Raw genomic sequence first — 14641 nt, 5'->3', positions numbered from 1 at the left:
GCACTGTTCTATGAAAATATCAAATAATATTCATAGCTTTAATAAAAATTATCAAATAAGCTCCAGTATTAATTTTTGTATTTTTTCGTACCAGAATGAAAAACCGTTGCCAATCATTTTTTTCTGCATGCATAATACAGCCAGTGTGGCAACTGCGGAAGCAATCTCTTCCTCGGAAGCTTTCAGGAAATACCCTTTACCAGCCCAGATATGTTTCAGTTTTTTGATAAAGTCCAGATTATCCTGTGATGCGTACGTATCATTGTTCCAGACCATTGATTCTAAAAGGCCGCTGTATTCACTGGTGTAAAATTTGTTTGTAGAGGTTTTTTCCAGAAACACATTTGCCAGATCCGAGAAGAACCCCTGGGGTGTCTGATTTTCCTCATCAATGATTGTCAGAATTTTCTGTCGTATTCTGTTGGTCTCATCCCGCAGGATTTCTTCGTAAAGAGCTTCTTTGTCTTTGTAAAAAGTGTAAAATCCTCCCATGGAAATCCCGGCCTTTTTGGTAAGCTCCTGTATTTTGCAATTTTTAAACCCTTCTTCCATAAACATGAGAGAAGCGATGTTCTTTATTTTTCTCTTTAATTCTTCCCGTTCTTCCTCCGTGTAAGGTCGTCCCATGATGATTACCTCCTTTTCCAGCATGTAATTCTATATTAACTTGCTGCCTTAAATTCGTCAATATCAGATTTACTCTGATTATTTACCCAATAAATCGAAAACATTTTACTGGTTTGTCGAATAGAATGAAGGAGAATAACCAAGAAAAAAACTGAAAAAAGAAAAAACAAGTCGAAATAAAAGTAAACAGGTCGAACAATGCAGGAGTTTTGCGCTTAAAAGACCAAATAATCAGGAAAAGTAGATTGACAAATTAAAAACTATAGGTTAATACATGTAGTATAAATAATCTCAGATCTGTATATTTATGAAAATTCTTAGATAAATCCAATATTTAGTCAGTTAAAACTTGTAGTATTTCAATATTCACTCAAAATACTACAGGGCGGTTTGTTTAGACTAACTAAAAAATGGATAGAGAAAGGGGCGGGAATATGAATGAGATTTACTATTGGTCTCCTGGAGTACAGTTTTATGTAAAGGAAGAAGAACTTTATGTGGAACGGTTTCGATACGGCAGGCAGGCGGCTCAGTTTTTTCCAGAGTTTTATTATATGACTCAGAATGGAGCCGTAACCGATGATCTGGAAAAGCGGTTTGAGACAGAAAACAAGAGTCTGCTTAAAAATTTAATACTGGATTTTATTAAAAAGAAAATTCTGGTGTGTTCTGTAATCACACCAAAGGAACTGTTTCATAGTCAGACAAAGCTGTTTGAGAATGATTATCCGGAAACCATACGATTTGTAAAGGAGGAATTGGAAGAGTTTAAAAAGGAGCAGTCCGGACGGGAGCTTGTAAAAGAAGGGCTGACCTATATTTTAAAGGATTCCAATTATTGCAATAACATAATTTACCGTGAAACAGTTCGGGAATTTTCAAAAAAAATCATTACATATCATTCTCTTTCAAGAATATTGGGGGCTTTGCAAAACAGGGAGGACAGAAAGGGAACCAGATATTATCCCAGTGCAGGCGGATTGTACCCGGTTGATGTCTATGTGTTTGTAAAACCCGGCAGAGTGGAAGGTGTGGAACAGGGATTATATTATTATAACCCCGTAATAAATGGAATTACCTTTGTTGATAAGGGAGAAAATATCACGGATAAGTCCCAGTTTATCACCAATCAGGAGATTTTTGCAGGCTCAGCGTTTACCATATATTTTCTGTACAACGCCAGATGCAGTATGCCAAAATACAGTGGTATGGGATACTATTACGGGATTTTGGATTGTGGTATTATGGCAGGCCTTATTACCCGGATAAGCGAAGAGGAGGGAATTGGGACCTGTTCCATTGGAGATATGTTATATGGGAAAATGGAATCCTGCTTCCATTTAAACAAGAGCCAGTTATTTCTGCATTCCATGGAGTGCGGTTACAAGGATGAAGCTGAGAGTGTGCAGCCAAAGGAGAAATAATATGAGCTTTAAGCCCTTGCATGATATGCCGTCTCCGGAACAGTTAAGAGAGGAAAGTCCGGTTTCTTGTAAGCTTGCTTCCATTAAGCTGGAAAGAGACAGGGAATTAGCTGCAGTGATCCAGAATCAGACCAATAAATTCCTGGTTATTGTTGGCCCATGTTCCGCAAGTAACGAGGATGCCGTCTGTGATTACGCAAGCCGCCTGTCAAAAGTCAATCAGAAACTAAATCAAAAGCTATTTATCATTCCGCGGATCTATACAGCTAAACCAAGAACCAATGGATACGGTTATAAAGGAATTCTTCATTATCCGGAGGGCAGTACCCATTCCGATCTTGTTAAAGGTTTGAGAGCGGCAAGAAATCTTCATTTAAAGGTTGCCAGGGAATCAGGTCTGACAACGGCTGATGAGCTACTCTATCCGGAAGCTTTTGCTTATTTTCAGGATATTGTAAGCTATCTGGCCATAGGAGCCCGGTCCGTGGAAGATCAGCAGCACCGCTTTGTATCCAGCGGAGTGGATTGTCCCGTTGGTATGAAGAATCCCACAAACGGGAATCCGGATACTTTATTCTATTCCATTTTTGCTGCTCAGCATGGACATAAATTCATATACAGAGACAGAGAGGTAAAGAGTTCTGGAAATCCTCTGGCTCATGCCATTATCAGAGGGTACGAAAATTTTATGGGAGAATATGTACCCAACTACCAATATGACCAGCTGCTGAAAATAGGAGAGAGATATAGGAAACAAAAGCTTAAAAATCCCTTTATCATCTGTGATGTGAACCATGCGAATTCAGGAAAGGATTACTCCAGGGAGCCAATGATTATTTATGATGTACTGGAAAGCCGGAGAAGATCAGAAGAGATTCGGATGATGGTAAGGGGGGTAATGATAGAAAGTTTTATTGAAGCAGGAAGACAGGAGATTTCCGGAAATGTGTATGGAAAGTCGGTTACCGATGGATGCCTTGGATGGAATGAGACAGAGGAGCTGCTGCATTACATAGCTGAACACGTATGAGAATTTGAAATAAAGGGGGAAGCATCTATGAAATCACATTTACGGGGAAAGAGTATTACGATAAAAGCACCGTATCACACATTGCCTGATTACATGGAAAGAGCCAGGGATGACGGTTTTATTGTTTTTGCTGACAGAAAGGGAGAAGAATCCAGACTGAGATTTAAAGAAATCAGAAAGAAAGCAAAACAGCTGGGGTGTGTTATGTTAGAAATGGGAATGAAAAAAGGGGATAAGCTGGTTTTTCAGATCAGCAATCCCCAGTCCTTTATCATTTCTTTCTGGGCATGTCTTTATACCGGTATTATTGCAGTACCTGTAACAACTGCAGCGGAAATAAAAACAGCAAATATTAATAAAAAACTGGAAGCTGTTCTGGAAAAGCTTGAATGGCCCCGGCTGATTCTGGAAGAAGAACTGCTGTGTACTCTTGGGGAAGATGTGAAAGCACGGGGAAATATCCTGATTTATGAGGATATGAAAAAGCAGGCAGAAAGCAGCATTCTTTTATTTTGTCCGGAACAGATTACGGGAGAAGATACGGCATATATCCAGTTTTCATCAGGAAGCACCAATTCGCCAAAAGGTGTGGTATTAAAGCACAGCAATATTATTTACAATGTGGAACAGATTGGCAGACGGCTGAATCTGACGGAAAAAGATGTTTCCGAAAGCTGGATGCCTCTGACCCACGATATGGGGCTTGTAGGATTTCATATAACGACTTTTTGCAGAGGCATGAATCAGATTATTCTTTCACCTATGAATTTTATAAAAAATCCAACCTATTTTTATCAAAAAGTAAAGGAATATAAGACTACAATTATGGGTATGCCCAATTTTGCCTTTGACTGGTCTGTAAAAATGGTAAAAGAAAAGCATATGAGGACCCTGGATCTTTCCAGCATCCGTGCAGTATTAAATGGAGCAGAGCCCATTAATATTCACTCCATACAGAGGTTTAACGAGAGGTTTGCCGCCTGTGGGCTTGATCCCAATGCAATGCTTCCGGTATATGGGATGGCAGAGGCGTGCATCGGTGTGACCATCCCCCACTGCGGCGACCGGCTGGTTGAGGTGAAAAAAAGTCCGGCAGAAAAGAAAGGTTATGTTGCTGTGGGAGAACCTTTGGATGGAATCGATGTGAAAATAACAGATGAAAATGAAGAGATACTGGAAGATGGTCAGATCGGAGATATTTTAATTCATGGTCCCAACTTAACCTGTGGTTATTACGACAGTGCCCTTATCAATGAGGAAAGTTTTTCAAACGGCTATTTAAAAACCGGAGATATGGGCTTTATCAAGAATGGAAGGCTCTTTATTACCGGCAGAAAAAAAGATATGTTTTTTATTAACGGCCAAAACTGTTATCTCAGTGACCTGGATATCGTTCTCTCAGAGAGTGGAATCAAAGACTGTGCTGCCGTTTATGACGAAGAGGAAAATGAGTTAATTGTTTTTGTCAAGCATCTGGGAGTAGGGGAAAAGGCTCTGGAGACAGAAAGAAAGATAAAAGAGGTGGTTCAGAGAACGTTCCAGATATCTGTCCGGTATGTATTAACTGTTAACAATATTCCGAAGACGACAAGTGGTAAGGTGCAGCGCTATCATTTGCTGAATGATTACCGAAAAACATTTAAAAACAACGATATGATCTGGGGGAAGGGAGAGGAAGGTTTCCCTATCAGTGAGCCTCTCGCCCAGATGTGGAGGCAGATCCTTGATGCGGAACCAGCAGATACCAACAGTTTTTTTGATCTGGGGGGAGATTCCATTAAACTGATTGCTTTGTTAAGTGAGATAGAAGAGACCTTTGGAGTAGAAATTGAAGTAGAAGATTTCTTAAAGCAACCTTATTTTACCTATTTGAACACCTGTGTTTCAGAGAAAAAGGAGACGGTAAGAAATGATGCAGCAGCAGATAAAAAAATCAGGGAGCTGCCAGATACCATACCGGCAACAGAACTTCAGAAAGCTTATCTGATTGGGCGTGAAGAGGGAATCGCTACAAAGGTATTGTATGAATTATCAACTTCATGGGAGATTGACCGGCTGGAAAAGGCGGTAAACTGCATGATAAGGAGTCAGCCTGCGCTTTGTCTGCGAATCTCCAGAGAGGGGGTTATGCACGCGGATAAAACCGGGAACTGGTACTACATAAAAACAATGGATCTCTCCCATATGACAGAAGAACAAAAAGCAAATACACTGGATCAGGAGTTTGAACTTCAGAAAAGTAAGGTATTTGATACCGAAAAAGAACCGCTTTTTACCATTCAGGCCATAAAGATGGGAGAAGGTGACACACGGCTGCTGATTCAGATGGATATGCTGATTGCGGATGGAATGAGTCTGAAGCTTTTCGTAGATGGCATTGCAGACTATTACCAACATGAGCATCAGAGCGATCAGGAAGATCCGCGTTTTTTCGTTTACTGTCTGGAGAAGCAGGAGGAAAAACATTCCAGGCAATACAACAAAGACAGGATGTACTGGTTGAACAGACTGAACCAATTTCCATCAGCACCTCCTTTAACCGTAAATCGTATTCCCCAGGAGAATACTCAGGGATTTGGGCGAAAGACTGTCACAATTGACAAACCCAGCTGGGACAGGATAAAAGAGGAATTGAAGAAATATTCTGTTACGCCTTCTGTTCTTATTATGAGTCTGTATGCAAAGATATTGGGTTTATACAGCGGTTCCAGCCGGTTTACATTGAATGTTCCTGTATTTAACAGAAAGAGCACCCGCGGAATAATAGATGCAATCGGAGATTTCACGTCTGTTTTACTGCTTGACATAGATTTGTCCAGGGAGAACCTGTTGGGTCTTTGCTCCAGCGTACAAAAAAACATGCTGGAAGCATTGATGCATAAGTCCTTTGACGGAATCGAATTTATGCGGGAGATTGCAAAGGTGAGGGGAACGAAAGAAGCCAACTTTCCTGTCGTGTTTACATCGTTGCTTTCTGATGCTTTTGAATTGAATCTGGATAAAATCGGACGTATGGTCAGAGGTTACAGCCAGACTTCCCAGGTGGATCTGGATTGTCAGGCTTATGAGGAAAAAGGTTCTCTTGTAATAAACTGGGACTACAAAAAAGGGGTATTTGAGGGTAACATTCTGGAACGTATGTTTACTTTGTTTCATTATGACCTGGCAGGACTTTGTACAGACACCGGATTCTCCTCTGAAATCTCAGACAGAGGCTTTCTAAAGAGGCTGCTGCACCAGGATATTGAAATTCTCCATGCATACAATGCCACAAAAGAAGATATTCCTTATGTCAGTTTAAATGAACTTCTGATCCAGGCATATGGGAAATACAAAGAAAAGGCTATTTTATCCTGTGGAGAAAAAACCATGAGCTATGAACGTTTGTGGGAGAAATCAGGCAGGGTGAAAAATTATTTGAAAATGAAAGGTATAAAGGCAGGAAGTAACGTAGCAGTAATCGGAACACGGGATTTTGATACTGTGATCAACATTCTGGGAGTAATCCGCAGTGGAGCTGCCTATATTCCAATTGATGAAATACAGCCTGAGGAAAGACGAAAGCTGATTCTGGAAAAAAGCAGCTGCTCTGTGATTCTTGAACGTAATATGGATTATACCCAAATTGAAGATGATGGGGAACAGGAAGAACCAGTCAGTTCTCCAGACGATATTGCATATATTATATTTACTTCAGGCAGTACAGGACAGCCCAAGGGAGTTTACGTAAAACACGGAGCCGTCGTAAACACAATACTGGATATTAACAGAAATTTTCAAGTGTCAGATCAGGATGTGATTGCCTGTGTCTCTTCTATTGGCTTTGATTTGTCGGTATATGATATTTTTGGTGCCCTGATTTCAGGAGCTGAGCTGGCCCTGATACCGGATGTCCATGATACGGAGCAGATGATGACCATTCTTTCTGAAAGAGGAGTCACTGTATGGAATTCCGTACCGGCACTTTTTCAGATGCTGACAGATTGTCTGAAGAATGACAGATCAGAAAGTGAAGAGTATTTTGACGATTATCTGGAAAGCGGTGATACCATTCGCCGTCTGTTTTCTCTTAAGCTGGTTATGTTAAGCGGCGACTGGATACCCAAGAATCTGATACAGGAGGCGTACGGGTATTTTGAAAATTGCCGTATGGTAAGCCTGGGTGGAGCCACAGAAGCGTCAGTCTGGTCTATTTATTATGACATTAAGGAGGTAAAGAATCAGTGGGCGTCCATTCCTTACGGCTATCCTCTGGCCAATCAGAACGTATATTTACTGGACGAAGCCGATGATTTTGTACCTGTCGGTGTAAAGGGGCAGATATGCATTGGCGGAACCGGCGTGGCAGAAGGCTATTATCAGGATCCGGAAAAAACAGATGCAGCATTTTATAAAAAAGAGGGGCTGGGAATAATATACCATACCGGTGATTATGGAGTGTTTTCAGAAGAGGGCTACATAATCTTTTTGGGGAGAAAGGACGGGCAGATAAAAATCAATGGGTTCCGAATCGAACTGGGAGAGATTGAAAATGCCATCAAAGGGTTGTCCTACGTCAGCAACGCAGCAGCCCTTGTTCATGAATATAAAAGCGGAGTTAAATCCGTCTGTGCTTATGTGTGTACCAATGAAACGGTTAGTGAACGCAAAGTAAGAGATGATTTAAACAGCATTCTCCCATATTATATGATTCCTTCCACCGTTGTTTTTCTGGAGAGGATACCGCTGACCGGAAACGGAAAGCTGGATAGAAAAAATCTGCCTGTCATTAAGGAGTCCGGAGAGCTTATGGACCGGGAACCACAAACTCAGACGCAAAAGGATCTTTATGAGATCTGGAAGAAGTATTTAAAAACAGATAATTTATCCGTCAGCAGGCCGTTTATGGAATTGGGAGGAGATTCTCTGACCATGATCTCAGTGGTTCATGAGATTAAATCGAAATTTGGTCTTGAGGTTCCATTTCGGGAATTTATGATGCGTGGGTCCATGGAAAGTATTGCAGAATTTATTGAAAACGGCAGGAAGAAGGGTGCGGCAGGTCTAAAGGAATACACGGCTGTTACAGGAAAAACAGAGGAAAGGTATGAATGCTTTCCGTTAACAGATATCCAGAGGTCGTATTTGGTAGGAAGAAGCAGCGGGTTAAAAATGGGGGGCGTTTCCACTCATGCTTATTATGAGGTTGAAAATGATTTTGATATTCCCCGCCTGACCAGAAGTTTAAATAAAGTAATCCGTGCAAATCCCATGTTAAGAGCAGTGGTCAATTCAGATGGAACACAACAAATTTTAGAAAATCCGGGCTGGTTTGAGATAAGAGAACTGGATTTAACCGGGGTGACGTCAGAAGAAAAAGAAGAGATCCTGGGAAAGGCGAGGGAAGAATATTCCCATAAAGTCTTTGAGCAGAATAAGTTTCCATTGTTTGATTTTTTTGCGTATCGCCTGGCTGAAGACCGGGTAAGGTTGCTGGCTGGCTTTGATTTGCTGATTGCCGATGGAATCAGTATGAGAATCCTGATCAGAGAAGTTATGAGACTGTATGAGGACGAACAGATCGTCCTGAGTGAGAATACCTTTACATTCCGTGACTACATACTTTCCGTAGAGGAAATGAAAAAAAGTCCCTTTTATAAAACAGCAGAGGACTATTGGAAAAAACAGGCGGAATGCTTTGCAGGAGCGCCGGATCTTCCAATGATTCAGACTCCGGACGAAATTGAAAAACCGGTATTTCGCAGACTGATTCATAAAATGTCCACTGAAAAATGGCAGGCTCTGAAAGAAAAAATAAATGCACATTCTTTCACTGCATCCACATTTCTCATGACACTATATGGCAGAATCCTTGCCGCTTACAGCAATCGAAATACTGTTACCTTAAACGTCACGGTATTTACAAGGTTCCCATTTGAACAGGCAGTAAAAAACATGATTGGAGATTTTACATCTGTCATGCTTTTGGATATCAACGGCGAGTCGGTAGAACTGTGGGAAGAGTGTTTAAACGTTCAGAGGAAGATTACCGAGAACTTAGAGTACATGGAATACGACGGAGTAAGTGTAATCAGAGAGGTTTCCAAAAGGCAGAATCGGGTGGGTGAACTTTTATTTCCTTTCGTTTTTACAGGCATGATCTTTGAGAATGAGGACGGAATCAGTCTGGAAAATATGGGAAAACTGGTGTACAGCGTCAGCCAGACATCTCAGGTTTATCTGGATTGCCAGGTAATGACAGGCAATGACGGGCTCAGTATTACCTGGGATTATGCACAGCAGTTGTTTAACCCGGTTATGATGGAGCGCATGTTTGAACGTTTTACCGCTGTCATTGAAGCGGCTGGAGAGGGCAGCATGCTTTCAGAGAGTGAGTCTGCATTTGTAAATCAATATAATCAGACGGATTGTGATATAGAATCCATAACGCTGACAGAAGCATTTGAAAAACAGGTCCTTTTAGGGGGAGACCATATCGCACTGGTCACCGGGGAAGGCACCTATACGTATCAGATGATCAACGACATGGCTGAAAAAATGGCTGCAGGATTAAAGAAGAGAGGACTGAAAAATGGGGATAAGGCTGCAGTATACGAATACAGGAATGCGCAGACAATAGCCGCAATTCTTGCCGTTTTAAAATGCGGGGGTGTCTACGTTCCCATCAGCCCGGGTATTCCGGAGAACCGGAAAGAATATATTCTGGAGAACAGTGGAAGTAAGCTGGCAATAACGGCTGATCTGGCTGAAGAACTTAAGCAGGAATCAGGCTGCTTACATAAGGAAATCAAGACAGAAGCAGATGACACTGCTTATATCATCTATACGTCAGGCAGCACTGGTGTTCCAAAGGGGGTCGTGATCACACACCGAGAGGCTATGAATACCATTCTGGATGTAAACAGAAGGTTTGAAATTACGGATAATGATAGAATACTTGGAGTATCATCTTTCACTTTTGATTTATCCGTATATGATATTTTCGGAACCTTCGCAGCAGGTGCGGCTTTGATTCTTGCCGGAGACAATAAAAATGCGGAAGAACTAAACCGGCTTGTCAGTGAGGAGGAAGTCACTGTATGGAATTCCGTACCTGCACTTTTCCAGCTCCTTTTATCCGTCAGAGAAACGGAAGAAGAAAACTACTTCGATGAGATTAATCAGGAACTGGAGGTAAAGTTTGAACAGACACAATCCTTAAGGATTGTCATGCTCAGCGGTGATTATATACCAGTGGATTTACCGGACCGGATCAGAAACAGGTATGAAAACGCCAGAGTGATCAGTCTTGGCGGCGCAACAGAAGGGTCCATCTGGTCCATTTACTATCCGGTTAATAAAGTGGAACCCACATGGACGACCATACCATATGGATATCCCCTGGGGAACCAGAAGCTTTATATCCTCAATGACAACCAGAAAATCTGTCCCATTGGTGTTCCTGGAGAGATTGTCATTGGCGGAACAGGCGTAGCACAGGGATACTGCAATGACCCGGAAAAAACCTCCCGTTTATTTCTTGAGACTGCGTCTCTTGGAAGAATATACAGGACCGGAGATATGGGAGTAATGACTGAAAAAGGGTACATTGATTTCCTGGGAAGAAGAGACAATCAGGTAAAAATAAATGGCTACCGGGTGGAATTAGGCGAAATTGAATCAGCCATGCTTCGCTTTGAGGGTGTAAAACGTGCAGTGGGCACAGTCAGCGCAGACAATAGAAACAGGCTGATTGCATGCTTTACTTCAGATGAAAAAATACCTGTTGAACGGATTCGTGAATTTCTTACTGATAAGCTGCCTTATTATATGTTACCTGCTCTGATCAGACAGATTGAAACCATTCCTCTTACTGCTAACGGGAAAATAGACAGAAAACAGCTGAGCTATATGGACAAGCTGCCTGATGAACGAATCGTTCTGGCTCCGGAAACTGAAAATCAAAAAATTCTGTATCAATACTTTAAAGAGGTTCTGGGTGTGGATCAGTTCAGTATAAAAGATAATTTTTTTGAACTGGGCGGCGACTCCATGAAAGGCATATCTCTTTATAATAAAATCAATGAAGTATTTGAGGCGGATATGAACCTGATCTTCCGGTATCAGACAGTGGAAGCCCTTGCAGCCAGACTTATAAAGAGAAAATCTGACTATAAGGAGGAGCGGTTAAAGCAGTTTAAGCAGCAATATATCGCCGCAGTAGATACGTCAGATGCACAGAAAAAACTGTCTGAAGATTATAATACCTATCTTGACAATGCCGAAAAAAAATTAAAAACCTTTAAGGCCAGGGGCAGCAAAGATTATAAAGCCGTATTACTGACAGGGGGAACCGGATATTTAGGAGCCAATTTAATGGAAACCCTGCTGACCACCACAGATATGATAATATTTGCACTGGTCAGAGGTGATGACTACATAAACCGCCTGAAGGAGAATCTGATCTTTTACTTTGGTGAAGAGTTCTACTCCAGGTTCAGGAATCGGATCGTGGCGTTTCAGGGAGATTTGTCCCAGGAAATGCTGGGACAGAAAAAGGATGGATACGAAAGTCTGTGCCATACGGTAGATGCAGTATTTCATTGCGCTGGCAAAGTGGAACATTTTGGAAAGTATGAGGATTTTTACAGAAGCAATGTTAAAAGTGTGGAAAATCTTCTGAAATTCAGCATGGAAGGAAAACAAAAAGAATTGTGTCATATGTCCACAACCAGAGTGATGGAATCCATAGACAGCAATGATATAGAAGTTTTGTTCCATGAGGATTACGAGGAAATTAACGGGAATGCAGAAGAATTATACGTAAGGTCGAAAAAAGAGGCTGAAGACTTAATTGAAGTATACCGGAAAAAGGGAGCTATGGTCAAAATCTTTAGAATCGGTACCATTGTATTTGACTCCAGAAACGGGAAATTCCAGAGAAATATAGATTTTAATTCATTTTATCTGATCATGCAGGCGTTTTTTGAACTGGGAGCCATGCCAAATGTAGATGCTACACTTTTGGATTTTACATTTGTGGATGAGTGCAGCAAAGCGATTGTGAAACTGGCAATGGAAAAAGAAGTGAAGGATGGAATCTATCATATCTATAACGAGAATAAGCTTGGTATGTATGAATTCTATGATAAGTTAAAGCATGCAGGAATGAAGGAAAATCTGGAAATTATGGAATTCAGCCAATTTTTCGATTTTGTATACGACAGTTATAAAAAAGAGTCCCTGGAAGACTGCATTAATACGCTTCTGCTTCATTCCAGCGCATATATGTCTCTGGAAGGAGCAATGCGTGTCATTGTTAATGACTACACCAGAGGCGTTTTGGAGTCTATGGGATTTAATTGGTCAAGAGTAAGTAAAGAACATATCAGAGGCATGTTGGAATATGGCAAAAAAATCGGGTTTTTTAAGAAGGAGGTGATCGTATGAGGCTGAAAAATTTTATAGACCACATGAATGCGGTTCATAGCAGCGCTAAGGAATATTACCAGGATATGAATTACGATATTGTGCCGGGACTCAATGGAACCAATCATGCACGTTGGATGAATGTAGGCTATTGGAAACATGCAGCCTATTATAATCAGGCGTGTGAGAAACTGGCCATGCTGTTAAGCAGAGCGGGAAAATTTAATGAGTCGGATTCCGTATTGGATGTGGGATGCGGAAGCGGAGAACAGGATTTTTTCTGGAGCAGAAAATATCCGGGAATATCCATCACAGCCATGGATTTATTGGAAAAGCACATTGAAGAGGCCATTGTACGGCAAAAAAATGAGGAAGGCACATCCATCCGGTTCATGGCTGGAACAGCCAGCAAGCTTCCCTTTGACAACGAGTCATTTCATAAAGTTTCTGCACTGGACTGCGCCTACCATTTTGACACCAGGGAAGATTTCTTTCGGGAGGCCCATCGTGTGCTGAAAAGAGGCGGATTATTAACCGCTACGGACATGCTTCCTGAAAAGCAGACGAAAAAAAAGTTCTTTTGGCAGAAAAAATGGCGGGAAGGGCTGTTTATACCGGAAAAAAACATGTATGACATTGACTGCTATGTAAAGAAACTAAAGGCGGCTGGTTTTTCCCAGATTAAAGTAAAGCACATTGGGCATGAGGTTTTTACAGGACTTGCGTGGTATTTTCTTTCCCGTTTCTTAATGCCCCATAAACCCATTGAACAAATAAAGATACGTGTTGGAAGAGTTAGCTTTTTTAGCAGTTTTTATCCTAAAATATGGGGAATTCTGTTTGGAACCCCGGATTATGTTCTGGTTACTGCTGTTAAAAATGGGAAAGAGGAGGGGACGGTTTGATTTATTCGGTAGGTACAAATTTTGATCTGGAGCTTTTGGATGTCATTAAAAAATATGACATCAAAAATGAAATTAAATCTGTATTTGGAAAATTGAAAATTGATGATTTTGGGGGAGGACGATGTTCCATGGTGCTTCCTGATGTGAGCTGGAAGGACTTAGAGCAGTATATTGCCCAGTGTCATAAGCAGGACATTCGGTTTAATTATCTGATAAATCCAATGTGCTATGGAAGTCATGAAATGGAACGGGATTATAATAAGAAACTGGATAAATATTTAGACAGACTTTCTAAGATTGGTGTGGACATTATTACTACGAATTCGCCTTACATGCTGGAAAGCATCAGGAAACGGTTTCCTCATTTAAAAGTAACCATAGGTCTTTATGCACTGGTGGACACACTTCAGAAAGTGAAATACTGGCAGGATCTGGGGGCAGATGAAATCACACTGAATGACAATTTTATGAGAAATTTTAATAAGCTGGAAAATCTTTTACTGGTCACAAAAGGAACAGGATTAAAGCTTCGGCTTATAGCCAATAACATATGCCTCCATGACTGCCCTTACAGTGTCAGCCATGGAAACTCTCAGTCACATGCCAGTGAGAAAGGCAGTTCCTCTGCGGGTTTTAGTGTAGACTACTGCATGCTCAAATGCACAATGACCCGTTTGGGAGACCCCTCACAGTTCATCAAATCCGCCTGGATCAGACCGGAGGATATTGTTCATTACGAGGCTCTGATGGAAAAAACGGGAAATTATGATTTTTCTATCAAATTACTTGACAGAACAAGAACTACAGAGTTTCTGGAACAGGTAATTAAGGCTTATACGCAGCGAAGTTATGACGGCAATTTCCTTGATATCGTCAATCTTCCATCAACCAAAGCAATTAAAAATATTGATATGAAAGGGGTAATACCAAAAGCACCCCAGTTCAACATTCAGGGCCTTATGCAGTATAAGGATATTTTCAATATCCCTGATGTATATATGGACAATAAAGCGTTAGATGGATTTTTGATGAAATTTGTAAATGGTGAATTTACCTGTGGAGATCACGTATGCAGGGAAGTTGTGGCTGACAGCAGAGTAGAGTGTAATTACTGCTTTCAGTGGGCGAAAAAGGCCATCCGCAGTTCTGACGAGGATATCAAAGCATGGAAAGGAAAAGCAGATTCCATTCTTGGGCAATTAAATTCAGGAGATTTTTACAAATTATTTTAGAAGGGGGAGGAAAAA

6 protein-coding genes are annotated in these 14641 nt (G+C 41.1%); 5 read left to right on the top strand and 1 reads right to left on the bottom strand.

The features are described 5' to 3' along the window. Positions 1-51: 51 nt before the first annotated feature. Positions 52-627: a TetR/AcrR family transcriptional regulator gene (locus tag ABS301_RS15845; protein ID WP_349673148.1), complete on the bottom strand. Its 576-nt coding sequence runs from the start codon at positions 625-627 to the stop codon at positions 52-54. 434 nt (positions 628-1061) lie between these two features. Here ABS301_RS15845 and ABS301_RS15840 point away from each other — a divergent pair, with 434 nt between their 5' ends. Genes ABS301_RS15840 through ABS301_RS15820 form a run of 5 tightly spaced genes read left to right on the top strand, consistent with a single transcriptional unit; the run spans position 1062 to position 14626 of the window. Next, the gene (locus ABS301_RS15840; RefSeq protein WP_349673147.1) at positions 1062-2051 is read left to right on the top strand and encodes a SagB/ThcOx family dehydrogenase; all 990 of its coding nucleotides are present in this window, start codon (positions 1062-1064) and stop codon (positions 2049-2051) included. A gap of 1 nt (position 2052) precedes the next feature. Then, on the top strand, positions 2053-3081 hold the full coding sequence (locus tag ABS301_RS15835; protein WP_349673146.1) for a 3-deoxy-7-phosphoheptulonate synthase: 1029 nt from the start codon (positions 2053-2055) through the stop codon (positions 3079-3081). A gap of 27 nt (positions 3082-3108) precedes the next feature. Further along, positions 3109-12510, top strand: coding sequence for a non-ribosomal peptide synthetase (locus ABS301_RS15830; protein ID WP_349673145.1), 9402 nt, complete (start codon positions 3109-3111; stop codon positions 12508-12510). After that, positions 12507-13394 carry a class I SAM-dependent methyltransferase gene (locus ABS301_RS15825; protein WP_349673144.1) on the top strand — a complete coding sequence of 296 codons (888 nt, stop codon included), beginning with the start codon at positions 12507-12509 and terminating at the stop codon, positions 13392-13394. The genes ABS301_RS15830 and ABS301_RS15825 overlap by 4 nt, the downstream gene beginning before the upstream one ends. Then, positions 13391-14626, top strand: a complete 1236-nt coding sequence (locus tag ABS301_RS15820; protein ID WP_349673143.1) for a U32 family peptidase — start codon at positions 13391-13393, stop codon at positions 14624-14626. Before ABS301_RS15825 ends, ABS301_RS15820 begins: the two co-directional genes overlap by 4 nt. Positions 14627-14641: the final 15 nt, after the last annotated feature.

The organism is Lacrimispora sp. (assembly GCF_031982545.1).
GTDB lineage: Bacteria > Bacillota > Clostridia > Lachnospirales > Lachnospiraceae > Lacrimispora.
This window is presented reverse-complemented; position numbering and strand designations above follow the sequence as displayed.